The sequence below is a fragment of the Azonexus caeni genome, assembly GCF_048146105.1.
Taxonomy (GTDB): Bacteria; Pseudomonadota; Gammaproteobacteria; order Burkholderiales; family Rhodocyclaceae; genus Azonexus; species Azonexus aromaticus_B.
The window spans coordinates 23,181-48,472 of the sequence record NZ_JBKJAD010000021.1 but is presented as its reverse complement, the minus strand read 5'-3'; the positions used below and the strand labels follow the sequence as shown (position 1 = coordinate 48,472).

Sequence of the window (25,292 nt, the reverse complement as noted above, 5' to 3'; positions counted from 1 at the left end):
AGAATGAATGCTCGGGGAATCGCCAGGAATAAGGATGATGGGGGAAACAAGCGTGCTCACCAAGCGGCTCGGGATCGATCCGCTCGCAGGTGAACTGCCGGCTTCGTTGGAAACAGGGCATGTCAGGATTGATCGCGACCATCGCCAGTTGCTGGCGCTGCTCGGCGAGTTGCGGCGCATCTGCCGCGATCCGGGTGGCTTGCCGGACTGCGCGACATGTTCGGCAGATCAGCAGTTGGCCTGCGAGGGAAGATTGATCGTGCTGCTCGGAGATTTGTTCTCCTGCATACTCGAACATTTCGCCGGCGAGGAACTGCTGATGCGCGACGCGCAGATGCAGCTCGCCGAAGGCGAGCACTACGCGGCGCACATCGAGGATCACGCGGCAATCGCCCAGAAGGTTCAGGAACTGGTCGCCCGTCTCGACATCGTGCATACGGTGGAGCGCATTCGCGAGCTGGATGGCTTGCTGGCCCGTTGGGTTGCCAATCACATCGAAATGCACGACGACCTGCTGGTTCGCTGGCTGGCGAAGCGCGGCATTCCGGGGGCTGCGGTATGAAGGTGGGCGGGGTAAAATGCGCCTCCCTGTCTGTTCGAGTTGCCCATGTCTTCCCGCCTGATCTACGGCTTTCATGCCATCACCGCCAAGCTGCGCCAGGACCCCGAATCCCTGCGTGAAATCCTGATCGATGGCGACCGCCAGGATGCGCGCGCCCGCGATCTGCTGCGCCACGCCGAACTGCAGGGGGTCCGTGTCATTCTTGCCGACGGCAAGCGGCTCGACGATCTGGCCGGCGGTGGCCGGCACCAGGGGGTGGTTGCCCGTCTCGACGGCGAGCGCAAGGCGGCCCACCTCGACGACGTACTCGATACGCTGGAGGAGCCGGCTTTTCTGCTCGTCCTCGATGGCGTCACCGATCCGCGCAATCTCGGCGCCTGCCTGCGCGTCGCCGACGCCGCCGGCGTCCATGCGGTGATCGCGCCGAAGGATCGCTCCGCCGGCCTCAACGACGTCGCCATCAAGACCGCCTGTGGCGCCGCCGAGAGCGTACCCTACGTGATGGTTACCAACCTGGCGCGGACGCTGCGCGAACTCAAGGAACGCGAAATCTGGGTGGTCGGTACCGCTGGCGAAGCCGCGCAGGACCTTTACGCCGCCGAGTGGCCGCAGGCCACAGCCTGGGTGATGGGCGCCGAAGGCGAGGGCATGCGCCGTCTGACCCGGGAAAACTGCGACCAGCTGGTCAGCATTCCGATGCACGGCAGCGTCGACAGTCTCAACGTTTCGGTCGCCGCCGGCGTCTGCCTGTTCGAAGCGCGGCGCCGCCGCGGTTGAGTTGATGTCGCATCGTCGCGCGGTCTGGCTGATGGTGCTGGTGACGCTCCTGTGGAGCATCGCCGGCGTCGTCGCGCGCCACCTTGAGGCGGCTGCCGGCTTCGAAGTCAATTTCTGGCGCAGCGCCTTCAATGCGCTGGCGCTGCTCGCCGCGCTGCGCTGGCTGCGCGGCGCTGCCGTCTGGTCGGCGCTACGCCAGGCGCCGCGCGTGGTCTGGGTGTCCGGGGTGTGCTGGGCGGTGATGTTCACCGCCTTCATGCTGGCGATCACGCTGACCACGGTGGCGATGGTGCTGGTGACGATGGCGATCGGGCCGATGGTCACCGCGCTGTTCGCCCGCATCTTCCTGAAGCAGCGCCTGCCGGCGCGGACCTGGGCGGCGATCGTTGTCGCCGCGCTCGGCATTGCCTGGATGTTCGGCGGCGGTGCCGGCGACGGCAGTCTGTTCGGGGCGCTGGTTGCCTGCGCGGTGCCGGTGGCGGCGGCGGTCAACTGGACGCTGCTGCAGAAGATCGGCCGGGCGAGCGCGGAGGGACCGGACATGCTGCTGGCGGTGCTGATCGGCGCCGTCCTGTCGGCTTTGTGCACCCTGCCGCTGGCCTGGCCCTGGCAGGCGACGGCGCACGACCTTGGCCTGCTGGCCTTGCTCGGCGTCGTTCAACTGGCGATTCCCTGCCTGCTCGTGGTAACCCTGGCGCGCGTCCTGCCGGCGCCGGAAGTGGCCTTGCTGGCTCTGCTCGAAGTGATTTTCGGTGTTGCCTGGGCCTGGCTGTGGGCCGGCGAGACGCCGTCGACCAGCGTGCTGGCCGGCGGTGCGCTGGTGCTGGCGGCACTGGTCGGCAACGAGGCGCTGGCGATGCGCCGGCGCCATGCGGACGGCGTCGCCGCCGTCCGTTCCCAAGTCTGAATCAGCCGGCGACTGGTTTCCAGCCGCCGCCGAGCGCCTTGAACAACTCCACCGCCGCGTTGAGGCGGGCCTGCCGGGTGGCGATCGCCGCCAGTTGCGCGTCGTTGGCGCTACGCTGGGCATCGAGCACTTCCAGGAAGCCCGAATAGCCGGCGTCGTAGCGTACCTTGGCCAGGTCATGCGCCTTTTGCGCGTTATCGACGCGTTGCTGCTGGGCGGTTTCGGCGGTGCCGTTCTCGCGCAGGTTGACCAGCGCGTCGCGCACTTCCTTGTAGGCCGTCTCCAGCGTCTTCTGCCAGGCGATCAGCGATTGCTCGTTGAGCGCCTTGGCCTGGTCGACGCGCGCCGTCGTCTTGCCGAAATCGAAGATCGGCATCAGCAGAGAAAGGCCGCCGGTCCACGTGCTGGCACCGCTGGAGAAGAGGTCGGAGAGGGTCTTGCTCTCGCTACCGAGGGCGCCGGTCAGCGTGAACTTCGGGTAGTAGCCGGCCTTGGCGACGCCGATGTTGGCGTTGGCGGCGACCAGTTGCTGTTCGGCCTGCTGGACGTCCGGGCGTGCCTCGATCAGGTCGGCCGGCAGGCCGGCCGGCGGTTGCGGTGGCAGCGGCAAGTGCTTGAGGTCGCCGGCGGCGATCTGCAGGTCCGGCTTGCCGGTGAGCAGCGCCAGTTGATGTTCGGCCAGCGCCCGGGCCCGGCGCAGGTCGGCCAGTTGTGCCTGCAGCGTGGCGACGGCGCCGTCGGCCTGGTACTGGTCGAGTGGCGAGACGAGACCGGCATCGACCCGGGTCTTCACCAGCCTGGCGCTTTCCTCACGGCTTTGCAGGGATTCGGCGGTGATTGCCAGCTGCGCGTCGAGGGCGCGCAGATTGAGGTAGTTGCCGGCGACCAGCCCGGCGACCGAGAGGCGGATGGCGTCGCGGCCGTAGCGGCTGGCCAGCAGGTTGGCGCGCGCCGCTTCGTTGCTGCGGCGGACGCGGCCCCAGATGTCGAGTTCGTAGGAGAGGCTGAGGCCGGCGCTGCGCGCGCGCAGAATGTCCGGCGAGTTGGCGTTCCAGGTGGCGGTCTTCTCGCTCAGTTTGCTGTTACTGCCGGCGCCCTGCGCGTTGATTTCCGGGAACAGCGAAGCGCCGGCCTCGCGGGCGGCGGCATCGGCCTGTTCGACGCGGGCGACGGCGCTGCGCAGGTCGGCGTTGCCCTGCAAGGCTTGATCGACCAGTTCGTTCAGGGTGGCGTCGTTGAACAGCGTCCACCAGCGCTCATTGACGGCGGGATTGGCGGCGGGCGCTGCGGCGACGGCGGTCGGCGCTTCCTTGAAGGCGGCCGGCAGCCAGTTGGCCGGGCGCAGGTAGTCCGGGCCGACGGCGCAGCCGGAGAGCAGCACGGCCAGCGCCAGCGGGGTCAGGCGGAATACGGAGCGGGACATCATGCTTTCTCCTCTTCGACGTCGAGATGCCTCGGATCGATCTGTTTGCCGCGCTCCAGCCATTTGAAGAAGAGCGGGATGAAAATGGTGGCGATGAAGGTCGCCGCGATCATGCCGCCGAAGACGCCGGTACCCATCGACTGGCGGGCCGCAGCGCCGGCGCCGGTGGCCTTGACCAGCGGGAAGACGCCGAGCACGAAAGCGAGCGAGGTCATGATGATCGGCCGCAGGCGCAGGCGGGCGGCTTCGACCGCCGCTTCGGCGACGCTCATGCCCTCGGCGTACTTCTGGGCGGCGAACTCGACGATCAGGATGGCGTTCTTCGAGGCGAGGCCGATCAGCACCACCAGACCGATCTGGAAGTAGATGTCGTTCGGCATGCCGCGCAGCCAGATTGCCGTCAGCGCGCCCATCAGCGCGAACGGCACAGCCATCACGACGGCCACCGGCAGCGACCACTTTTCGTACTGGGCGGCGAGGATCAGGAAGACCATGATGATGGCGAAGCCGAAAGCCTGCAGCGACGAGCCGGAGGTCTGCTTTTCCTGGAAGGCCTGGCCGGTCCAGGAAATCGCGTAGCCGTCGGGCAGCGTCGCCTCGGCCACTTCCTCGACGATGCGGATGGCGTCGCCGGAGCTGATGCCGGGCTTCGAATCGCCCATCACCTTGGCGGCGACGAAACCGTTGAAGCGCTCGACCTGTTCCGGACCGATCACGCTCTTGACGGTGCTGATCGCCGACAGCGGAATCATCTTGCCGCTGCTCGTGCTCTTCACGTAGACCTTGCCGATGTCGTCCGGCTTCATCCGGTAGTTGGCCTCGGCCTGCAACTGCACGCGATAGACGCGGCCGGCCTTGTTGAAGTCATTGACGTAGAGGGCGCCCATCGTGCTTTGCAGCGTCGAATAGACGTCGGCCAGCGGAATGCCCAGGGCGAGCGCCTTCGGCTCGTCGACCTCGACGAAGATCTGCGGCACGGTCGGCCGGAAGAAAGTCGAGATACGGGTGAATTCCGGATGCTTCTGCAACTCGCCCATGAAGCTCTGGACCACTTCGTGCAGCTTCTTGGCGTCGCCGTCCACGCGGTTCTGGACATAGACCTCGAAGCCGCCGGCGGTGCCGAGGCCCATGATTGGCGGCGGGTTGAAGACCAGACCCATGCCGTCCGGCTGCATCATGCCGATGCCCATGAACTTGCCGGCCAGGTCCTGCGCCTTGCCCTGGCGTTCCGACCAGTCCTTGAGCGGAATGAACATGGTGCCGGCGTTCGGCTTGTTGCCGCCGCCGATCAGGTCGAAGCCGGAAACGACGAAGGTGTGCTTGACCGCTTCGTCCTTGGCGATCATCGAGCGCATCCGCTCGCCGGTATCCTGGGTCCGCTTGAGCGTCGCCGCATCCGGCAGCATCAGCGCCGAGATCAGGTAGCCCTGGTCTTCGGCCGGCACGAAGCTGCCCGGGATGATGCGGAAGAAGAAGCCGGTGACGGCAATCACCCCGACGAAGACGAGCGAGCCGACGATGCCGTGCTTGAGCGTGAAGCTGACGGTGCGGGTGTAGTTGTTGGTGAGGCGCTCGAACAGGCGGTTGAACGGCGCGAACAGCTTGCTCTCGGTGTGTTGCGCCTTGAGCAGGATGGCGCACAGGGCCGGCGTCAGGGTCAGCGCAACGATGCCGGAGAGCACCACGGCGACGGCGACGGTGACGGCGAACTGCTTGTACAACTGGCCAGCGATGCCGCCAAGGAAGGCGACCGGGATGAACACCGCGCACAACACCAGGACGATCGCCACCAGGGCGCCGGAAACCTCGCTCATGGCCTTGATCGCCGCCTGACGGGGCGACAGCTTTTCCTCGGCCATCAGGCGCTCGACGTTTTCCAGGACGACGATCGCGTCATCGACGACGATACCGATCGCCAGCACCATCGCGAACAGCGTCAGCGTGTTGATCGAGAAACCGAACAGCCAGAGGCCGGCGAAGGTGCCGATCAGGGAGATCGGCACGGCGACCATCGGGATCAGCGTCGCCCGCCAGCTCTGCAGGAAGATGTACACCACGGCGATGACCAGCAGCGCCGCTTCGACCAGGGTCTTGACCACTTCGTTGATCGACGCCGAGACGAAGCGGGTGGTGTCGAAGGGAATGACATAGCTCATGCCCTCGGGGAATTTCTTCTGCAGCGTGTCCATCTTCTCGGTGACGCGCTTGGCGACGTCGAGCGCGTTGGCGCCGGTCTGCAGGAAAACGCCCATGGCGATGGTCGGCTTGCCGTCCAGGGTCACGCTCTGGTCGTAGCTGTAGGCGCCGAGTTCGATGCGCGCGACGTCGCGCAGGCGCAGCACGCCGCCCGGGCCGCTGGCGCGGATGACGATGTTGCCGAACTCTTCCGGCGTCAGCAGGCGGCCCTTGGCGGTCACCGTATAGACCAGTTGCTGGTCGCTCGGCGCCGGTTCCTGGCCGATCTTGCCAGCCGCGTTCTGGGCGTTCTGGGCCTTGATCGCGTTCGAAATGTCGGCGGTGGTCAGCCCCAGTTGCGCCATGCGGTCGGGCTTGAGCCAGATGCGCATCGAATAGTCCTGAGCACCGAAGATGGTGACATCGCCGACGCCGGGAACGCGCTTCAGTTCATCGACGATGTTCAGGCTGGCGTAGTTGGACAGGAACAGGGTGTTGTACTTGCCCGATTCGGAATCGAGGGCGATCACCTGCAGGATGTCGTTCGAACGCTTCTGGACGATCACGCCGTTGCGCCGGACTTCTTCCGGCAGGCGTGGCTCGGCCGCCTTGACCCGGTTGTTGACGCTGACCGCCGCGTCGTCAACGTCGGTGCCGACGTCGAAGGTGGCGGTGATGCTGATGCTGCCGTTGGCCGAGGCCGACGAGGTGAAGTAGGCGAGGTGCTCGACCCCGTTCAACTGTTCCTCGATCGGCGCGGCGACGGTGCGCGCCAGGGTTTCGGCGGAAGCGCCGGGGTAGGTGGCGGTGATCAGCACGGTCGGCGGCGCGATCTGCGGGTACTGCGCAATCGGCAGCACCTGCGCGGCGACCAGGCCGGCGATGACGATGATGATCGAAATGACCGAAGCGAAGATCGGTCGATTGATGAAGAACCTGGACATGATCGCCCCTTATTTCTGTGTCGCAGCGTTGCCGGCGGCCGGTGCCGCACCCGGTTTGCCGCCGGGGGCACCGCCTGCTCCGGGAGCGCCTGGCGCGCCGGGCGGATGCGGGGCGACAGGCACGCCCGGGCGCAGCTTCATCAGGTTGTCGACGATGACCTTGTCGCCAGCCTGCAGGCCGCCCAGGATGACCCAGTCCTTGCCGTGCCATTCGCCGGTCTTGACCGGGCGCGGCGCCACCTTGCTCTCGCCATCGGCAGTCATCACCAGCGTGCCCTGTTCGGTCTGCAGTACTGCCGCTTGCGGGACCAGGAAGACGCCGTCGCGCTGGCCGGTGAGCAAGCGGATGCGAACGAATTGGCCGGGCAGCAACTGGCCGTCGGGGTTGGCGAACTCGGCGCGTAGTGCTTGAGTGCCGAGTGTCGTGTCGATGTTCGAAGCGACGAAATTGAGCTTGCCCTTCTGTTCGTAAACCTGGCCGTTGGCCATCACCAGTTCGACGCCGCTGACCAGGTTTTCGGTGACGCGGCCGCCGGGCAGCTTGGCGAGGTCGCTCTCGCCGAGCGAGAAGCTGACCCACATCGGGTTGGTCTGGTAGATCGAGGTCAGCAGGCTGTCGCTGCCGGTGCTGACCAGGTTGCCTTCGGAGCGCACGGCGCGGCCGCTGGTGCCGCCGACCGGCGCGGTCACCGTGGTCCACGAGAGGTTCAGTTCGGCCTGGCGCAACGCCGCCTGTGCCATCGCGTCAGCGGAAGTGGCGTCGTCGTAATCCTTCTGGCTGATCGCCTTGGCGTCGGCCAGTCCCTTCAGCCGCTGCTTCTCGCGCGCCGTCTGCTCGGCACGGGCTTTCGCCTCGGCCAGTGCAATTTCGTAAGGCGCGCGGTCGATCTGGAACAGCGGCTGGCCGGACTTGACGACGTCGCCTTCCTGATAGAGGCGCTTGACCAGGATGCCGCCGACGCGGGCCCGGACTTCGGTCTCGCGGGCGCCTTCGGTTTGCGCCATGACCTCGATCGAGGTTGGCACCGACTGCGGTTGCATGTCGAGGACGGTGACCGGCATCGGTCCCATCTGCGGTGCGGCCGGTGCATTCTTGTCCGAACAAGCGGCGAGCAGCAGGCTGCCGACGAGGGCGGCGATCAGGGTAGGTTTGTTGGTATGCATGGTTGGGGTTCTCCGGCGGGGAAGTTTTGGGCTATTATATACAAACACGAATGTATGTAAAACGCCTCAGTGGCTTACAGCAAAGCATTTTTGTGTTGCAAATTGTAGTTGCTGCCGGCCGGCAGCAGGGAGAACGAGATGGTCAGAAAAACCAAGGAAGAAGCTGAGCAGACGCGCAAGGATATCGTCACCGCAGCGCGCAAGGTCTTCCACGAATGCGGTGTCAGCCGTTCGTCGCTGGACAAGATCGCCAAGGCGGCCGGTGTCACGCGTGGTGCCATTTACTGGCATTTCCAGGACAAGGCGGAAGTCTTTTTTGCGATGCGCGACGAGGTATTCGAGCCGATGCTCGGGTGCACCGACGCCGTGCTTTACGATCCTTCGCTGCTTAATCCTCTGGATGCGATCGAGGGTTCGATCAAGGAATTTTTCCGCGTCCTCGCGACCTGCCCGGATTTTCGCGAGACCTTCGAAATCATGATTTCGCGCTGCGAATACGTCGAGGAATTTTCCAGCGTTCAGGAAGAAGTTGGCCGGCCGGCGCTGGAATTCCTGGAAAAGATTCAACGCATGTACCGACTGGCGGCCGAAAAGGGCTACCTCCGTGCCGGATTGGAGCCCGAGGCTGTGGCCCACGATACCTGGGCTTTTACCAGCGGGCTATTGCACCTGACCCTGGGGTGTCGCAAAAACAGCGGTCTGGAAAGGGAGATTCCCCAGATGATTTCAGCGCATATGGATTTGCGCAGGGCCTGACGCTTCAGCGGTACTTGCGCCAGGCGCTGTAGCTGAACACCAGCAGGCCGATCCAGATCAGGCTGAAAGAGATCAGTTTTTCCGTTTGCAGCGCTTCGCCGAAGACGTAGATGGCGGTCAGGAACTGCATCGTCGGATTGATGTACATCAGCATGCCGACGGTCGCCAGGTCGAGGCGCTGCGTCGCCGCCGCGAAGGCGATCAGCGGCGCCGCAGTGAGGATGCCGGCGCCGAATAGCAGGGCGCCGGTGCTCCAGGGGGCGATTGTGAAGACTGTATGTCCGGCCTGCCATTGCCACGCTGCGTAGGCCAGGCAGAGCGGTAACATGAGCAGGGTTTCGAGGAACAGGCCGGACAGCGCGTCGACCGGTATCTGCTTGCGCACCAGGCCGTAGGTTCCGAAGCTGCCGGCCAGGAAGAGCGAGACCCAGGGCAGGCCGCCGTGGGCGGCAATCTCGTTGGCGAGTCCGGCCGCCGCCAGGGCGATCGCCAGCCATTCCAGGCGGTTGAGCCGCTCCTTCAGGAACACCAGCCCGAGCACCACGTTGACCAGCGGCGTCAGGAAGTAGCCAAGGCTGGATTCGACCACCCGGTGCTGTTCCACCGCCCACAGGAAAACCAGCCAGTTGCTGCCGATCAGCAGCGCCGCCAGCGTCAGCATGGCGAGTTGGCGCGGGCGGCCGAGGATTTGCCTGACCTTTGCCCATTGTTGTGCGACGACCAGGATCAGGCAGACGCAGACACAGGCCCAGAGTGCACGGTTGGCCAGGATGTCGATCGCCGAGACGTGACTCAGTTGGCGAAAATAGAGCGGAAAGAAGCCCCAGATGCCATAGGCGAGCAGACCATAGCCGATGCCGGCCAGTGGGGTTTTGTGGCTCATGCTCAAGCGTTGTCGCGCAGTACGGCGAGCGCCGCCGAACGGTAGTCGCGGCGGTAGAGGATGCCGCAGACGGCGAGCGCCAGGCCGCCGAGGATCAGCGGATGGAGCAGCCAGCCGGCGGCGGCGAGGCCGAAGTAATAGCCGCGGATGCCGCGGTTGAAATCGTCGCCGGCCAGCGTGTTGGTGCCGGCCACCCGCCGCGCGTAGCGGTCGATCGCGGGGTCGCCGGCGCTGCCGGTGGGGGCGGCGCCGACCAGGATGGAGAGGATGTTGAACTGGCGCAGCGACCAGGTGAACTTGAAGTAGGCGAAGACGAAACTGGCGAGCACCAGCATCAGCTTGATTTCCAGCAGCTCGCGGTTGCCCGGCCCGGCGAACGGCAGGTCGGCGGCGAAGCCGAGCAACTGGTCGGCAGCGCCGAGCGCGGCGACGAGGCCGGCGATGATGTAGATGGTGGTGTTGGCGTAGAAGGAGACGCTGGTCATCAGGTTGCCGATCAGCGTCGAGTCGGTGACGCGGACGTCGCGCTCCAGCATGCGGTAGGCCCAGTCGAGGCGGTAGCGCTGGCTGGTGCGGATCAGGCCGCCGGCACCGCCGGCGCTGTGCTCGGAAAACCAGGCGTAGCCTCCCCAGCAGGCGAAGAATACGGTCAGCGACAGCCAGTCGAGCGTGGAGAGGTGGGGCAGGGCGTGCATGGCGCCAGTTTGCCACAAGGGCGGTTCGGCGAGGGGAGGTGATCAGAGGTGAAATGGCGCAAAAAACAAAAGTGATGTTTTGAGTTGTTGATTTACAATAGCGTCGTTTTTGTTAATTAAGTTGATTCATGAGTGACTTGGCGAACGCCCACGAAAGTGCCTCGGACTTGATCGGCATCGAGGCCCTGGTTCAAGGGACCCCCGTGGCGACCTTCGTCATCGACAGCGAACACCGGGTCACCCACTGGAACCGGGCCTGCGAGTTGGTCACCGGGTTGCCGGCGGCGAGCATGATCGGCAGCAGCGATCACTGGCGAGGTTTCTACCCGGCGCCGCGACCGATCCTTGCCGATTACATCGTCGCCGGTGAGATCGAGCAGGCGATGGCCTGCTACGAAGCCGGGCATTGCCAGGCTTCGCAGATCGTCAAAGGAGCTTACGAGGCCGAAGGCTTCTTTCCCGTGCTGGGCGATGGCGGCTGCTGGCTGTATTTCACCGCCGCGCCGCTGTATGCCCCGGACGGCCGACTGCTCGGCGCCATCGAGACCTTGCAGAACATCACCGGGCGCAAGCAGGCGGAGTTGCGGCTGCAGGCACACAGCGACGAACTGGCACAGCAGGTTGCGTTGCGTACCGAGGAACTGCAGCAGCGCAATACCGAACTGGTCGACCTGCTGCGCGAGCGTTGCGAACTGGAGGAGCGCGTCGGCACGGCGAACAACGTCGCTTTTTCGGCGATGAGCAGCATGGGCGAGATGGGCGTGCTGCTGCACGCAATGCAGGGGTTCAACGAGAGTGCGACGGCGGAGCGCCTGGCCGGCGTCGTTCTCGACGCGCTTGCCAAGTACGGGCTGGAAGGGGCGGTCCAGGTCCGTCCGGTGGGCGGGGTGGCATGCACCCTGCCGGCAGGAGAACCACAAGTCGAGGCGATTTTCCGGCATCTGGCGGAGATGGGGCGGATCGTCAATTTCCACCGCCGGATGGTCGTCAACTTCCCGCAAATTTCACTTCTGCTGACCAATTTGCCGCAGGGCGAAGACGAGCGGGCCGGGCGTATCCGCGACAATGTCACGCTGCTCGCCGAGGCCGCCGAGGCGCGGCTGCAGGCCTTGCACAACGAGACGGGGCGGCAGGCCGGGGAGAGCCTGATCGCCGGAACGCTCGACGAGATCCGCGATTTGCTCGGTCAACTGGACAAGCGCCAGCAATCGTCGCTGACCGGCAGCCGCCTGGCGATCCACGCCATGGAAGAAAGCCTGGAGAAGCTGTTCGTCCATCTCGGTTTGACCGATCAGCAGGAAAGTGAGCTGGTCGCCACCGTTCGCGACGGACTCGATGCCCTGCTCGAAGCACAGTCAGGGCAAGGCGATTTTCATCAGGTTCTCAGCGGCATCACCCGTCGCCTCGGCAGCTTCGCCTGAGTGGCTGCTCCCGTTGTCGGTTTCGCCGCGAGTTTGTCGGCGAAGCGACAGAAAACGGAGCGAGGAAGACGGCGCCGGCACCAGATCCGGTCCGCCCGGGCTGGCGTCGCTCTTGCTTGGTCCAGGCATTCCAACAGCCCGTAGACCGCATGCGCCCCAGTGACCCCGTGACCTACCAATGCATCTCACCCGCCGCCGCGGCGGCGATGATCCGCAGCGAAGCCGCTGCCACAGTTTTCGACGTGCGCGATCTGGCCAGCTATCGCCAGGGCCATCTGGAAGGTGCTATGCATCTGCAGATGGAACGGGTGGCTGCCTGGCTCGGCCGTTTGCCCCGGGACGGGACGCTGATCATCTACTGTTACCACGGCAACGCCAGCCAGGTTTACGCGCAGATGTTCTGCGACTTCCGCTTCACGCGGGTTTACAGCGTGGACGGCGGTTACGAACGACTGGCCACCGCGCTCGCCGGCTGATTGGCGCGGCCGGCGCAATCGGCTACAGTGCGCACCGGTTTTTGTCGGGGAGCGGGCCGTGTACCACGTCGTCGAAAGCAGCAAGTCATTTCAGGAAATCCTCTTCGAACTGGAGCCGGCGGTACAGCGTCTGGGGCTGACCGTGCTCGCCGTGCACGATGTCGGTGCGGCGCTGGCGCGCCGCGACAACGGCTTCGACGAGGATTACGCGATCTACGACATCGTCGGCTGGCGGCAGGCCGAGGAAATGCTCCGCGACGACCTGCGCGCCGGGCTCTTCCTGCCCTGGCGGCTCGCCGTCTACACCGAGAACGGGGTTACGCGCCTGGGTTTCCTGCGCCAGCCGCCGGTCGCCGACCCAAGCCTGCAACGCGCTCTGGACGAAGGCGCAGCACGGCTGCTGCAACTGGTCGACGAAATGCGCTGAGCCGCCCGGCTCAGCCGCCTTCTGTCGCGCGCGCGGCGAGAACCATTTCTTCCGGGGCGCCGAGGCGTTCGAGCAGGTTGCCGCGGTCGAGGTGTACCAGTTCGCTGATCGCCGGCAGATCGTCCTGCAGGGCCGGGTTCTGCCAGCCGGTCGCGGTGTGCCGGGCGAGGTCGACGGCGAGATTGACGTTGCGCACGTTGGCGATGTCGGCGTCGGCCGGGTCGAGTAGCGACAGCAGCAGTTCCGGCAGCCCCCAGAGACCGATCAGTTCGCGCATGATTTCCTGCGGCGGGGCGCCGAAGACCTCTTCCTGAACCGCCCGCGTGCGCAGCGAGGGATGCGATGCCAAGCGCTCGCGCACCGTCGTCGCCAGGTTGGGGGCGAAGCAGTGCATGAGGATTTCGACGAAATCGTGGAGCAGCGCCGCCAGCGAGATTTCCTCGAAGCGGGTGTTCTGGCGCAGCAACGCCCAGTCGCGGGCCCAGATCGACGCTTGGCGCGAGCGGGCGATGACCTTGAGCAGGCCGAGCATCGCCTTCGGGTAGCCCTTGAGCTGATGTTCGATGATCGGCAGGTCCTGGCAGCTGTCGTAGAAGCGCTGGGTGCCGATCATCATCAGCGAGCGTTCGATCGTCGTGATCTCCGCGTTCTGGCTGCGCGAGCGGTTTTCCTTCATGAAGCGGAAGATGCGCAGCGTCATCAGCGGGTCGTGGACGATGATGTTGGCCAGCTCGCGGGTGTTGATGACGTCGGCGCTGTCGCGCAGTTCGGCCAGGCGGGTCGAGGTCAGGCGCAGGATCGGCAGCTCGACTTCCTTGAAGTGTTCCACCCAGGCCGCGGTGCCGGGGAAGGGAAAATCGATCATCAGGGTCATGCGGACCTTCCTTCCTGGCGTGCGATCATGGGGTGAACAACCTCTTCAGGAAATTCTCGACATAGGCCGGGCGGATCGGCTTCACCACGTAGCCGCGCGCGCCGAGCGCGGCAACCTGTTCGACCAGCTTGCGCGAGGTGTCGCCGGTGACCATGACGACGGCCGTTTCCGGACTGGCGGCGCGGATTTTCGGCAAGGCTTCCACGCCGGAGAGGACCGGCATGTTGACGTCGAGGAAGAGCACCTGCGGCTGGTGTTGCAGGGCGGCGCGGATCGCCTCCTCGCCATTCGCCGCCTGGGCGACGACGTTGAGGCCGAGTTCGGTGACGACGCCCTTGAGCAGCAGGCGGATCGAGCCGTTGTCGTCGACGATGACGGCGGTCGGCCGGCCGCCGTTTTCCCGGCGCGGCGCCGGTGTCGGGGCGCCTGGCGCTGCCGTTGCTGCTGCCGCTGCAGCCGGCGCGGAATCCGGGTCGCTGCCGGCTTGCGCCGCCTGCCGAGCGGCGGCAATCTGCTGCAGTTCGTCGAGCACCTGCTTCTGCCCGAAGGGCTTGCGCAGGAAGCCGGCGGCGCCGTAATCGGCCGCCCGCTGCTCGATTGCCTCGTCCTCGCTGGCGGTCATGAAAACGACGTCGATCTCCGGAAAACCGGTGTTGATCTCGGCCAGGATGTCGAGCCCGTCGCGCCCCGGCAGCAGGTAGTCGAGGCAGACGACCGCCGGCCGCGTGCGGCGGATCGCCTCGATCACCCTGTTGCCGTCCTCAAGTTGCCCGACGACCTGATGCCCCTGGCTGGCAAGCAGGGTAGCCAGCAGGCTGCGCATTGAGGCATTGTCATCGACGATCAGGATGTTCATGGCGATTGTGGCAAGGAATTTCACAGTATGTTAACCGCGAAAGCGGCGGAATGGCAGGGCGAAATGCCCCGTGGCTCTTGTTCTTTCGGCCTTTTCGCTACTCCTTATGCCGTGCCGGTTGCGTTACTGTTTTTGATGACTCGTTTGACGTCGCATGAGAATTTGATGAAGGCCCGCCGGTCGTTAGGTGTGCAGGGGACGGACAAGATGGTTTTGCCGTCAGGCGAGCGCAGGCGGCCATGTTTGCCGCCTTGCTGTGCAAGTCCCGGAATGATGAATCGAGGTTGTGATCGAACATGCAAGTTCTGGATGTTTCGGCTCGGATCAATACTGTGATAAAAGACTATCGAATAAATTGCTCAGCCAAAGTCCCCATGGGATTCATCGTTAGCGTTGGCTGCCTGATTGGAGCGCACCTGAAAAGGCGCTTGATCACCGGGATGGAGTGAATCAGGATGCGTGAAGGAAGTCAGCGATGAAAGTCATTGCTTTGGGGACAGTGCTGGAAGGACTGATCGCGACCTGGGAAAATGAAGTCGTAGAGTTCAAGCGCGTGGCCAAGGATTACGATACCGACCGGATCGGCGAGTATTTCTCGGCCTTGTCCAACGAGGCGAATCTGCGCGGGCTGGAGCGCGCCTGGCTGGTATTCGGGGTCGATAACCAGACGCGGGCGGTGGTCGGTTCGACCTACCGGTCGGAGCCGGAGCGGCTGCAAGGCCTGAAGATGCAGGTGGCGCAGAGTGCCGAGCCGAGCGTGACGTTTCGCGATATCCATGTGTTGCAGCATGCCGGCGGCCGGGTGGTGTTGTTCGAGATTCCCGCCGCACCCTGCGGTATGCCGATTGCCTGGAAAGGGCATTACTACGCGCGGGCCGGGGAAAGCCTGATGCCGCTCGGACTGGACAAGCTCGACGAGATTCGCCAGCAGACCCTGGCGGAAGACTGGTCGGCACAGGTGGTGGCGGGGGCGAGCGTCGAGCATCTGGATAGCGAAGCGCTGGCGATTGCACGCGCCTCCTTTGCCCGCAAATACGCCAACCGTTTTGCTGCCGACGAGGTGATGGCTTGGCCGCTGGCAAGCTTTCTCGACCGTGCCCGCCTGACGCAGGATGGCAGGGTCACCCGGGCGGCCTTGCTGTTGCTGGGCAAGCGCGAGTCGGCGTACCTGCTGCTGCCGCATCCGGCCCAACTGACCTGGAAGCTGGAAGGCGTTGAGCGCGACTACGAGCATTTCGGCCCGCCTTTCCTGTTGAATACCACGGCGCTGTACCAGAAGGTGCGCAATACCAAGGTGCGCATCCTGCCCGACGATGCCTTGCTCGCCGTCGAGGTGGCCAAGTATGACCAGAAGGTGGTGCTGGAAGCCTTGCATAACTGCATCGCGCATCAGGATTACCGGCGTAACGGGCGGATCGTCGTCGTCGAACAGCCGGACCGGCTGATTTTCGAGAACGAGGGCAGCTTTTTCGAGGGGCAGCCGGCCGATTACATCAGCGGCAACAAGACGCCGCACCGTTATCGCAACCCGTATCTGGCGCAGGCGATGGCCGAATTGAACATGATCGACACCATGGGTTACGGCATCCACGAAATGCATCTGGGGCAGGCACGGCGCTATTTTCCGATGCCGGATTACGACCTGAGCGAGGCAGGCGTGGTGAAGATGACGGTGCATGGCCGAGTCGTCGATCCGGCTTACAGCCGGGTGCTGATGCAGAAAACCGATCTGCCGCTGGCTGACATTCTGGCGCTGGACCGGGTGCAGAAACGCCTGCCGCTGGATCAGGCGATGGTCGATCATCTACGCCGGGCCGGCTTGGTCGAGGGGCGCAAGCCGAATCTGCATGTTTCGGCGCTGGTGGCTGGAGTCACTGCTGAAAAGGCGACTTACATCAGGACGAGAGCGCAGGATGATGTTTTCTACGCCAAGTTGCTGACGGATTATCTTGAGAGATTCGGCAAAGCGACGAGAGAAGAAGTCAATGATCTCTTGCTGAGCAAGTTGAGCGAGGGCTTGGATGAGGCTCAAAAGCTCAACAAGATCGGCAATTTGCTGACTAACCTGCGTCGAGCGGGAAAAATCGTCAACACAGGTTCGCGTAAGGCACCGGAATGGCGCTTGGTAAGGGGCTGGTGAATGTGCAGAATAAAAAGACGGTTTTTGCAGAATAAATGCAGAATAAAATTTTTAAGTTTTTGTTATTAAACAAATTTTCTGTGTTCTTTTGTGTCAGTGGCGCTAACGAATGCAGAGAAGCCGAATAGACTCGGCTGCGTAATGTGCTTTTTTGAGAATAAAGTCAAACGCCTCCGTGAAGGAGGCGTTTGACTTTTCGGACTGGCTTTGGAAGCTTCCTTACAGGATCATCCCGGCCCCGACCGTATTGTTGTTGCTCTCGTCGATGACGATGAAGGCCCCGGTGCCTCGGTTCTCGGTGTAGGGATCGACGAACAGCGGTTGCGCCAGCTTGAAAGTGACTTCGGCGATGTCGTTCATCGCCAGCTTGTCGGCGGGCAGGTTTTCCAGGGTGTTGACGTCGAGGCGGTGGTCGATGCCGGTCAGCTTGGCCTTGGAGTCGCGCGTCGTGTGGCGGATCAGGTAGGTGCGGGCGCGGTCGAGCGGGGCTTCGGCCAGCCAGCAGACGGTGGCGCGGATTTCCTTGACGGCGGCCGGGGCTTCGGCGGTCTTGACGATCATGTCGCCGCGCGAGCAGTCGATTTCGTCGGCGAGCAGGATCGTCACCGATTGTTCGGTGAAGGCTGCGCCGATATCGACGCCGCCAATCTGCACCGCCTTGACCGTCGATTCGAGACCATTGGGCAGCACGGTGACGGCGTCACCGACCTTGATGCTGCCGGATTCGACACGGCCCATGAAGCCGCGGTAGTCGTGCAGCTCGGGGTTGGCGGAATCCTGCGGGCGGCAGACGTACTGGACCGGGAAACGGAAGGGCTCGTCGTGCTCGGTGTGCGCGGCCGGTGCGGCTTCGAGGATTTCCATCAGGGTCGGGCCGTCGTACCAGGCGAGCTGTTCGCCGCGCTCGACGATCATGTCGCCGTTGAGCGCGGAGAGCGGGATGAAGCGCACGTCGTCGATGCCGACCTTGGCGGCGAAGGCGAGGTAGTCGGCCTTGATCTTCTCGTAGGTTTCCTGCGAGTAATCCACCAGGTCCATCTTGTTGATGGCGACGACCAGGTGCGGGATGCCGACCAGCGACGCCAGCTTGGAGTGGCGGCGGGTCTGCGTCAGCACGCCCTTGCGCGCATCGATCAGGATGATGGCCAGGTTGGCGGTGGACGCGGCGGTGACCATGTTGCGGGTGTACTGCTCGTGGCCCGGCGCGTCGGCGATGATGTACTTGCGCGTCCCGGTGGAGAAGTAGCGGTAGGCGACGTCGATGGTGATGCCCTGCTCGCGCTCGGCCTGCAGGCCGTCGGTGAGCAAGGAGAGATCGACCGCGCCGAGGCCGCGCTTCTGAGAGGTCTTCTCGATGGCGTTCAGGGTGTCGGCGAGGATGGTCTTGGTGTCGAACAGCAGGCGCCCGATCAGGGTGCTCTTGCCGTCGTCGACGCTGCCGCAGGTCAGAAAGCGCAGCAGGCCGTGATCTTCAACTTGATGGGCGCTCATCAGAAGTAACCCTCTTTCTTGCGTTGTTCCATGGAGGCTTCGCTGGTCTGGTCGTCCAGACGCGTGGCGCCGCGCTCGGTGATGGTGGTGGTGGCGGTTTCGACGACGATCTTCTCGACGGTGTCGGCGTCCGACTCGACCGGTGCCGTGCAGGAGATGTCGCCGACGGTGCGGAAGCGCACCAGCTTGTCGATGATCTGTTCGCCGGCCTTCGGCAGGTTGGTCAGCTCGCCGGAAACGAGCGGCACATTGACCGGCACGATGGCGCCCTGGCGAATGACCACCGGGCGGGTGTGGGCGAAATAAATGCTCGGCAGTTCCAGCTTTTCGCGCTCAATGTATTGCCAGACGTCCATTTCCGTCCAGTTCGAGATCGGGAAGGCGCGGATGTTCTCGCCCTTGTGGCTGCGGGCGTTGTACAGGTTCCACAGTTCCGGGCGCTGGTTCTTCGGGTCCCATTGGCCGAACTCGTCGCGGAAGCTCATGATGCGTTCCTTGGCGCGGGCCTTTTCCTCGTCGCGGCGGGCGCCGCCGATGCAGGCGTCGAAGCCGAATTCCTCGATGGCTTCGAGCAGCGTCACCGACTGGTGCTTGTTGCGCGATTCGCCTTCGTGCTTCAGCACCACCGTGCCGCGCTTCATCGAATCCTCAACGGAGCGGACGATCAGGCGCTCGCCCAGCTCGGCGGCGCGCTTGTCGCGGAAGGCGACCACTTCCTGGTAGTTGTGGCCGGTGTCGATGTGCATCAGCGGGAAGGGGAACTTGCCGGGGCGGAAGGCCTTTTCGGCGATGCGCAGCATGCAGATCGAGTCCTTGCCGCCGGAGAAGAGCAGCACCGGGTTGGCGCACTGGCCGGCCACTTCGCGCATGATGTGGATGGCTTCGGCTTCCAGCCAGTCGAGATGGGAGAGTGTCTTGCGTTGGGTCATTGCTGGGTAATCCGCAGGGATTGTCGAATGGAGCGCATTGTAGCAAGCGCTTAATATTCAATTAAGAACATGAGCGCATCTTGTTATTCTGTTTTTGAATAAATTGGTCGTGACGCCGTCCGCGGTGTTGACGAACGAAGCGGGGAAATGCCGCCGCCGTTCATCGGCCGGCGGCGTGGGCGTTTCAGGCGACGCGGAAGCCGGCAATCAGGCCGGTCAGGCGTTCCGACAGGCGATGCAGGTCGCTGGTCGACTGGCGGATGCTTTGCGTCGAGGCGTTGTTTTCCTCGACCATGTTCGAGATCCGTTCCATGCTCTGGGCGATCTCGGTCGAGGCGATCTTCTGTTCGGCGACCGAATCGGTGATTTCGGTGACGCCACAGCGCGCACGCTCGACAACCTGGCTTGAGCCCTGAAGCACATCCTCCACTTCGCCGGCCAGCGTGTTACTGGTTCGGATCGACGCTTCGCCGGCGGCGATCGCAGTCTGCACGGCCGAGGACTGATCCATGATCACTCGCGTCCGCTGGTCGATCTCGACCGCCGACTTGCCCGATTTCTCGGCCAGCTTGCGCACTTCGTCGGCGACCACGGCGAAACCGCGCCCGGCCTCGCCGGCACGCGCCGCCTCGATCGCCGCGTTGAGGGCGAGCAGGTTGGTCTGGTCGGCGATGTCGCGGACCTCGCGGGTCATGTCGGTGATCGCCTGGGTGCTGTGTACGAAATCATCGACGGTGCGGGCAATCTCATTGATGTTGTCCTGAATGCGCCGAATCTCGTCGACCAGGTGCGAGACCTTGCGCGTACCGAGCGCGGTCTGGGCGACGCTTTCCTCGGACTGGGCATTGACGTCGCGGGCGGTTTCGGAAACCGAGGTGATCGCCACCGTCAGCTCCTCGATTGCCGCGGCGCTGCTGCTGACAGCGTTGGCCTGGTGTTCGGAAACTTCGGCCAGGGCACCGGAGGTGTGCGCCAGTTGTTCGGAGGCGCTGGCGACTTCGCCGCTGGCCGCGTTGATTTCGCGGATCAGTTGCTGCAGGCGTTCCATCATCGAGTTGAAGGCGCGCGCCATGCGACCGATTTCATCCTCGTTGATGATCGCCGCGCGGTGCGTCAGGTCGCCACTGCCGGCGATGTGAGTCATCGTCGATTCGAGCCTGGCCAGCGGTCCGATGATCGAGCGGATGAAGAGCAAGGCCAGCGTCAGCAGGACAATCAGGGCGGCGACGGCAAAGACGCCGAGCCCCAGTCTGACCGAGGAATAGACTTCGTCAGCGCGCTCGCGGTTGCTGGCCTGCAGTTCGGTCGAGATTTTCTGCATCTCGTCGACCAGATCGTCGATGACCTTGGTCGGTTCACGGTCGATGCCGCGTACCAGTTTGTCGACGGTGCTCGCCGGATCGCTGCTGTTGCGGTCGTACTGGCGAAGTGCTTCATGGTAGCGCGGCGCCAACTGGCTGAAGGTGGCGGTTACCTGTTCGATCTTCAGGCGTTGGGCGACGCCGAGGCCGGCGGCGGTCTGGGCGACCCGGGTAAGCTGTTCGCGGACCAGCGCGGCTTCGGCATCGAAACTTTTCAGGTGCTTGGCGTAGGCTTCCGGATCCTTGCCGCGCAACAGGGTGTTCTTCCACTCCTGGACCATGATCTTGAAGCTGACCTGGGCGCTGCGGGCGCCGTCGATGGCTTCGATCATCGTCGCGCTGCGGGCGATCGATTCTTCGAGTTCATCGTGCAGCTTGGTGGCCTGACCCAGCGCGAAGAGACTGACACCAAGCAGGGCAAGTACGGCGACGGCGACGAGGATCAACAGCTTGTGCTTGATTTGGATGCGCATCGCAATACTCCTCCTGTGTGCGAATTTGCTGAATTGTACAGACGTTGACGGCTGGTTGTTGGTTCAATCGATTTTGATAAATTTGTGTTCCGGCTTCGCTTCGCCGAGCGCTGTTGCTCCTTTGCCGTGCGGTGATGGCGTCGGGATACAGACCACGCTCCCTCCGATAGATTGCCGCTGTCCCCTAGATTCCCGGTAACCAAAACGCGACAAAATCGCCGATACCCTTGTGATAAATTCGGGCTATGACAACGATCAGCACCCTGTTCCTGCTGGCTGGCCTGCTGCTCTTCATCAGTGTTCTTGCCAGCACCGTTTCGGCCCGCCTTGGCTTGCCACTGCTGTTGCTGTTCCTCGGCGTCGGCATGCTTGCCGGCGAGGATGGGCCGGGCGGCATCCTGTTCAGCGATTTCTTCACCGCGAACTTCGTCGGCCAACTGGCGTTGGCGGTGATCCTGCTCGACGGCGGCTTGCGCACCGATGCCGCAACCTTCCGCGTAGCCCTGAAGCCGGCCGCCGTGCTCGCCACCTGGGGGGTCATCGGTACCGTCGCCCTGCTTGGCGTGTTTGCCACCTGGGTACTCGACGTCGATTGGCGGCTCGGCCTGCTGCTCGCCGCCATCGTCGGCTCGACCGATGCGGCGGCGGTGTTCGCCCTGCTGCGTCATAGCGGCGTGCGGTTGAACGAGCGGGTCAAAAGCACGCTGGAAATCGAATCCGGTTCCAACGATCCGATGGCCATCCTGTTGGTCACCGTGCTGGTCGAAATCCTGCTTCATCCCGAGCGCGCCGGGGTCGCCGCGTTTGCCGTGCTGTTGCTGAAACAGGCCGGGATCGGCCTGCTCTTCGGCCTGGTCGGCGGCAAGATTCTGGCTGCCCTGTTGCGCCGATTGAACCTGGCCGAAGGCCTGTATGCGCTGCTGATCCTCTCCGGCGGCCTGCTCATCGTCGGCGCCGCCAACCTGCTCGACGGCAGCGGCCTGCTCGCCGTCTACATCGCCGGGGTGATTGTCGGCAACCGGCGCAGTCACGCCACCGAGCACGTGTTGCGGGTGATGGACGGGCTCGCCTGGCTGGCCCAGGCCGGCATGTTCGTTGTCCTTGGCCTGCTCGTGACGCCGTCGCACCTCGCCGATCACGCCTGGGAGGCGCTGGCCATGGCCTTGTTCCTGATGCTGGTGGCGCGGCCGCTGGCGGTGATGATCGGTCTGCTGCCTTTCCGCTATACGCGCAACGAGCTTGCCTTCGTCAGCTGGGTCGGTCTGCGCGGCGCGGTGCCGGTAGTGCTGGCGATCTTCCCGGTGGTGATGGGGGTGCCCGATTCCCGGCTGCTGTTCGACGTCGCCTTCTCGGTCGTTCTGTTGTCGCTGCTGGTGCAGGGGGCGACCATTCCGGCGGCGGCGCGGCTGCTCAAGGTCGAACTGCCGCCGGCCGACGAGCCGCATGACCGGCGCGAAGTCTGGGTCGGCGAGGAGGCGGCGCTGCCGTTGTTCGAATATCGGGTCGCCGCCGGCTCGGCGGCGGAAGGCCGCCATCCCGACGATCTGGCGGCGGAATTCGCCAGCGGCGAAGTCCGCTGCATCGCCGCCGTGCGTGACGGCAAGGCGCTCGAGATGGGCGGCGAATTGCGCCTGCGTCCCGGCGACGGTGTCTGGTTCCTGGCGCCGGAGACGACCGTCGAGCGACTGGCGCGCCTGTTCGGCGCGGCGACTCTGGATATCGGCCGCAACCTCAGCTTTTTCGGCGAATTCGCGGTAGCACCGGATTGCCTGGCCGGCGATCTTGCCGCCGCTTACGGTTTTGCGCTTGCCGACGGCGAGGCCGGGCAGCGGCTCGATGTCGTCCTGCTTGAGCGTCTCGGCCGCCCGGCGGTGGTCGGCGACCGGGTCGGCATCGCTGGCTTCGTGCTGGTCGTCCGCGCCATGGGCGACGATGGCAGGATTGCCGGGATCGGCCTGAAATGCCCGGTGGCGCTGCCCTTGCTCGAAGACTGAGGCAGCGTCAGACAGCGATCAGGACGTCGCCCTGGGATTCCATCAACAGGTGCGTGGTCGTGCTGCCGAGCAGCAGTTCCTCGATCATGTGCGTGCCGCGTTTGCCGACGACGATCAGGTCGCAGTCCTGTTCCTGCTCCTGTTCCAGCAGCAGGCTGGGCGCGTTGCCGTGCAGGGCGAATAGCTGGCAACTGGCCGGCAGTGCCTGCTGGCGGGCGAGGTCGCGCAGGCGCTGCATGCCGTCGAGCTGGGCCTGGATGCGGTAGCGCTGGATGATCTCGGGATCGACGCCGGCGTACTGCATTTTGCCCTCGAACGGCAGCTCGACGGCATGGACCAGGACCAGCGTCGCTTCCGGCGCCAACTGACGGACCTCGGCCAGCGCGGCGAGCGAGGCCGGCGAGAAGTCGATGGCAACCAGGACCCGGCGGTAGGGCTCGTGCGGTGCCTGCTTGACCACCAGCACCGGCTGCCGGCTCTTGCGCAGGAGGCGCGAGGCGGTCGAACCCAGCGTCAACTGGCGCAGGAATCCCTCGCCGCGGGCGCCGAGCACCAGCAGGCCGGCGTCGATCGCGGCGGCGTGGGCGGGCAGGGCGTCGGTCGGGCGGCCGCTGACGACGGCGCATTGGGCGGTGACGCCCCGGGCGTGGCGCGGTTCGGCGTTGAGCGCCGCCAGTTGGGCAGCGGCGGCCTCGGCCAGCGCCGCGTCGAGCGGCGGCGCGGCGCTGCCGAGCAAGGCCTGCAGGCCATCGAACAATCCGGGGGCAATGGCGTGCACCAGATGCAGCGGCCAGCCGTGCTCGGCGGCCAGCCGGTAGGCGCGGTCCACGGCATGGCGGGAGGGCGCCGAAAGGTCGGTGGCGGCCAGGATGCAGGGAGTCATGGGTGTTCCTCCTCGGGGCGGATCAGGGAGACGAAATGTTCGACCGTGTAATCGACGGCATCGCGCATCGGGTAGAGCACGGTCGGCGCGCCAGCCTGCTTCAGGCGCAGGCCGTGGGGGTCGTCGCGGGCGACGAAGGCGACTTCGCCGCGGAAGCGGCGTTCCTTCAGCGCCTGCAGGAAGGCGATGTTGGAATCGACGTCGGGCAGGGTGCTGACCACCCATTTCGCGTCGTTGAGCGGCAGTTCCTCGAGAAAGCCGGACTCCTGGGCGTCACCGTAATGCACCGGGATGCCCGCCTGGCGCATGGCGCTGACACATTCCGGGTCGAAGTCGATGCCGAGGACGCGGATGCCGGCTTCCTGCAACTGCTGGGCGAGGCGGCCGCCATAGCGGCCGAGGCCGAAGATCACGACTTCCGGCGCGTTGCGGTCGGCGCGCTCGTCTTCCACCGTCTGTTCGCGGAAGGGATTGCGCCGTTCGAAGAGCCCGAGGAAGGGCGCCAGCCGCTGGTAGAGGTGGTGCGAGTAAAGGATCATGTAGGTCGACAGGGCAATGGTCACCAGGCCGACCAGCGTCGTCAGGCCGAGCGCATCTACCCCGACATGGCCGAGCGAGATGCCCATGGCGACGAAGACGATGGAGAATTCGCTGATCTGGGCGACGGTCAGGCCGGCGAGGAAGCCGGTGCGCTTGCGGTAACCCATGTAGCCCATGATCGCCATGACGATCAGCGGATTGCCGATCAGCACGAAAAGGGAGAGCACGACCGCGGGCAGGATTTCGCCGCCGAGCGTCGAAAAATCGAGCTTGGCGCCGAGGTCGATGAAGAAGAAAAGCAGCAGGAAATCGCGGATGCCGGAGAGGCGCGCGTTGATCGCGTCGCGGTAGGCGGTCGAGGTGAGCGAGAAACCGGCCAGGAAGGCGCCTGCCTCCTTGGAAAAACCGGCCCCTTCGCCGAGCGCGGCGAGACCGGTGCCCCAGGCGATGGCGAAGATCAGCAGCAGTTCCTGCGAGTGCGCCATCGCCTTGACCAGACCGGGCAGCAGCCAGCGCATGAGGATGAAGAGCAGCGCGGCGGCGGCCAGGATGCGCCAGGCCAGCGACAGGACGACTTCGCCGGGCGCCGCCGCGCCGCCGCCGCGCAGGGCGCTCATCGCCATCATCGCCAGCACCACGGCGAGATCCTGGACGATCAGGAAGCCGACGGCAATGCGGCCGTGCAAGGCATCGAGTTCGCGCTTGTCGGAAAGCAGCTTGACGATGATGATGGTGCTGGAAAAGGTCAGGGCGATGGCGACGTAGAGCGCTTCCATGACGCCCTTGCCGAGCAGCAGGATGAGCGCGAAACCGCCGGCGATGGTGAAGGCGAGCTGGCCGAGGCCGGTGGCCAGTGCCACCGGTCCGATGTGGCGGACGTGATGGAGGTCGAGCTTGAGGCCGACCAGGAAAAGCAGCACGGCGATGCCGACCTGGGCCAGCAGGTCGATCTGGTCGTGGGCTGAAACCAGGCCCAGCACCGCCGGCCCGGCGACGATGCCGACGACGATGTAGGCGATGATCACCGGTTGCCGCAGGCGTACCGCAATGGCGCCGGCGATGGCGGAGATGATCAGCAGCAGGGAAAACTCGCTGAAGGCACTCATGTCGTTTTTCCGGTGGCGCCCCGAGACCGCGCTGG

General features: G+C 64.7%; 21 protein-coding genes. 9 read left to right on the top strand and 12 right to left on the bottom strand.

What is annotated here, in order from left to right; all coding sequences use genetic code 11:
- Positions 1-52 precede the first annotated feature (52 nt).
- Genes ACLIIZ_RS16935 through ACLIIZ_RS16925 form a run of 3 tightly spaced genes read left to right on the top strand, consistent with a single transcriptional unit; the run spans position 53 to position 2,246 of the window.
- Positions 53-562, top strand: coding sequence for a bacteriohemerythrin (locus ACLIIZ_RS16935; protein WP_416693962.1), 510 nt, complete (start codon positions 53-55; stop codon positions 560-562).
- A 45-nt stretch (positions 563-607) separates the two neighbouring features.
- A complete protein-coding gene (gene rlmB / locus ACLIIZ_RS16930; protein ID WP_416693960.1) occupies positions 608-1,339 on the top strand; it encodes a 23S rRNA (guanosine(2251)-2'-O)-methyltransferase RlmB in 732 nt (243 codons plus the stop codon).
- A 4-nt stretch (positions 1,340-1,343) separates the two neighbouring features.
- The gene (locus ACLIIZ_RS16925) at positions 1,344-2,246 is read left to right on the top strand and encodes a DMT family transporter (RefSeq protein ID WP_416693958.1); all 903 of its coding nucleotides are present in this window, start codon (positions 1,344-1,346) and stop codon (positions 2,244-2,246) included.
- 1 nt (position 2,247) lies between these two features.
- Here the strand turns inward: ACLIIZ_RS16925 and ACLIIZ_RS16920 are convergent, their stop codons facing one another.
- Genes ACLIIZ_RS16920 through ACLIIZ_RS16910 form a run of 3 tightly spaced genes read right to left on the bottom strand, consistent with a single transcriptional unit; the run spans position 2,248 to position 7,952 of the window.
- Positions 2,248-3,672, bottom strand: coding sequence for an efflux transporter outer membrane subunit (locus ACLIIZ_RS16920; protein WP_416693956.1), 1,425 nt, complete (start codon positions 3,670-3,672; stop codon positions 2,248-2,250).
- Entirely contained in the window at positions 3,669-6,788 is a 3,120-nt protein-coding gene (locus ACLIIZ_RS16915) for an efflux RND transporter permease subunit (RefSeq protein WP_416693954.1), read from the bottom strand. Before ACLIIZ_RS16915 ends, ACLIIZ_RS16920 begins: the two co-directional genes overlap by 4 nt.
- Positions 6,789-6,797: 9 nt before the next feature.
- Positions 6,798-7,952: an efflux RND transporter periplasmic adaptor subunit gene (locus tag ACLIIZ_RS16910; RefSeq protein ID WP_416693952.1), complete on the bottom strand. Its 1,155-nt coding sequence runs from the start codon at positions 7,950-7,952 to the stop codon at positions 6,798-6,800.
- A 138-nt stretch (positions 7,953-8,090) separates the two neighbouring features.
- On the opposite strand from ACLIIZ_RS16910, the gene ACLIIZ_RS16905 reads away from it, so the two are divergent.
- Positions 8,091-8,708, top strand: coding sequence for a TetR family transcriptional regulator (locus ACLIIZ_RS16905; protein ID WP_416693950.1), 618 nt, complete (start codon positions 8,091-8,093; stop codon positions 8,706-8,708).
- A 4-nt stretch (positions 8,709-8,712) separates the two neighbouring features.
- Here the strand turns inward: ACLIIZ_RS16905 and rarD are convergent, their stop codons facing one another.
- Both rarD and ACLIIZ_RS16895 read right to left on the bottom strand, forming a co-directional pair.
- Positions 8,713-9,591 (bottom strand): EamA family transporter RarD, encoded by an 879-nt coding sequence (gene rarD, locus ACLIIZ_RS16900; protein WP_416693948.1) that lies wholly within the window; start codon positions 9,589-9,591, stop codon positions 8,713-8,715.
- Between the two features lie 2 nt (positions 9,592-9,593).
- Positions 9,594-10,286, bottom strand: a complete 693-nt coding sequence (locus ACLIIZ_RS16895; protein ID WP_416693946.1) for a DUF599 domain-containing protein — start codon at positions 10,284-10,286, stop codon at positions 9,594-9,596.
- Between the two features lie 128 nt (positions 10,287-10,414).
- On the opposite strand from ACLIIZ_RS16895, the gene ACLIIZ_RS16890 reads away from it, so the two are divergent.
- The 3 genes from ACLIIZ_RS16890 to ACLIIZ_RS16880 all read left to right on the top strand — a co-directional run bounded on the left by ACLIIZ_RS16890 (position 10,415) and on the right by ACLIIZ_RS16880 (position 12,610).
- Complete coding sequence (locus ACLIIZ_RS16890) at positions 10,415-11,707, top strand: PAS domain-containing protein (RefSeq protein ID WP_416693944.1); 1,293 nt, start codon at positions 10,415-10,417, stop codon at positions 11,705-11,707.
- 149 nt (positions 11,708-11,856) lie between these two features.
- On the top strand, positions 11,857-12,183 hold the full coding sequence (locus ACLIIZ_RS16885; RefSeq protein ID WP_416693943.1) for a thiosulfate sulfurtransferase GlpE: 327 nt from the start codon (positions 11,857-11,859) through the stop codon (positions 12,181-12,183).
- A gap of 58 nt (positions 12,184-12,241) precedes the next feature.
- Complete coding sequence (locus ACLIIZ_RS16880) at positions 12,242-12,610, top strand: DUF302 domain-containing protein (RefSeq protein ID WP_416693942.1); 369 nt, start codon at positions 12,242-12,244, stop codon at positions 12,608-12,610.
- Positions 12,611-12,620: 10 nt separating this feature from the next.
- Here ACLIIZ_RS16880 and ACLIIZ_RS16875 read toward each other — a convergent pair whose 3' ends face one another.
- Complete coding sequence (locus tag ACLIIZ_RS16875) at positions 12,621-13,484, bottom strand: HDOD domain-containing protein (protein ID WP_416693941.1); 864 nt, start codon at positions 13,482-13,484, stop codon at positions 12,621-12,623.
- Between the two features lie 25 nt (positions 13,485-13,509).
- Positions 13,510-14,340, bottom strand: a complete 831-nt coding sequence (locus ACLIIZ_RS16870; protein WP_416693940.1) for a response regulator — start codon at positions 14,338-14,340, stop codon at positions 13,510-13,512.
- A gap of 475 nt (positions 14,341-14,815) precedes the next feature.
- Between ACLIIZ_RS16870 and ACLIIZ_RS16865 the strand changes: the two genes are divergently transcribed.
- Positions 14,816-16,480, top strand: a complete 1,665-nt coding sequence (locus ACLIIZ_RS16865) for an RNA-binding domain-containing protein (protein ID WP_416693939.1) — start codon at positions 14,816-14,818, stop codon at positions 16,478-16,480.
- A gap of 219 nt (positions 16,481-16,699) precedes the next feature.
- On the opposite strand, the gene cysN is transcribed toward ACLIIZ_RS16865, so the two are convergent.
- The 3 genes from cysN to ACLIIZ_RS16850 form a co-directional block, all read right to left on the bottom strand.
- Positions 16,700-17,971: a sulfate adenylyltransferase subunit CysN gene (cysN, locus tag ACLIIZ_RS16860; protein WP_416693938.1), complete on the bottom strand. Its 1,272-nt coding sequence runs from the start codon at positions 17,969-17,971 to the stop codon at positions 16,700-16,702.
- The gene (gene cysD / locus ACLIIZ_RS16855) at positions 17,971-18,900 is read right to left on the bottom strand and encodes a sulfate adenylyltransferase subunit CysD (RefSeq protein ID WP_121458453.1); all 930 of its coding nucleotides are present in this window, start codon (positions 18,898-18,900) and stop codon (positions 17,971-17,973) included. The genes cysN and cysD overlap by 1 nt, the downstream gene beginning before the upstream one ends.
- Before the next feature lie 184 nt (positions 18,901-19,084).
- Complete coding sequence (locus ACLIIZ_RS16850) at positions 19,085-20,734, bottom strand: methyl-accepting chemotaxis protein (RefSeq protein ID WP_416693937.1); 1,650 nt, start codon at positions 20,732-20,734, stop codon at positions 19,085-19,087.
- Positions 20,735-20,979: 245 nt separating this feature from the next.
- On the opposite strand from ACLIIZ_RS16850, the gene ACLIIZ_RS16845 reads away from it, so the two are divergent.
- Positions 20,980-22,728, top strand: a complete 1,749-nt coding sequence (locus tag ACLIIZ_RS16845; RefSeq protein WP_416693936.1) for a potassium/proton antiporter — start codon at positions 20,980-20,982, stop codon at positions 22,726-22,728.
- 7 nt (positions 22,729-22,735) lie between these two features.
- On the opposite strand, the gene ACLIIZ_RS16840 is transcribed toward ACLIIZ_RS16845, so the two are convergent.
- Complete coding sequence (locus ACLIIZ_RS16840; RefSeq protein WP_416693935.1) at positions 22,736-23,611, bottom strand: universal stress protein; 876 nt, start codon at positions 23,609-23,611, stop codon at positions 22,736-22,738.
- A complete protein-coding gene (locus ACLIIZ_RS16835) occupies positions 23,608-25,257 on the bottom strand; it encodes a cation:proton antiporter (protein ID WP_416693934.1) in 1,650 nt (549 codons plus the stop codon). Before ACLIIZ_RS16835 ends, ACLIIZ_RS16840 begins: the two co-directional genes overlap by 4 nt.
- Positions 25,258-25,292: the final 35 nt, after the last annotated feature.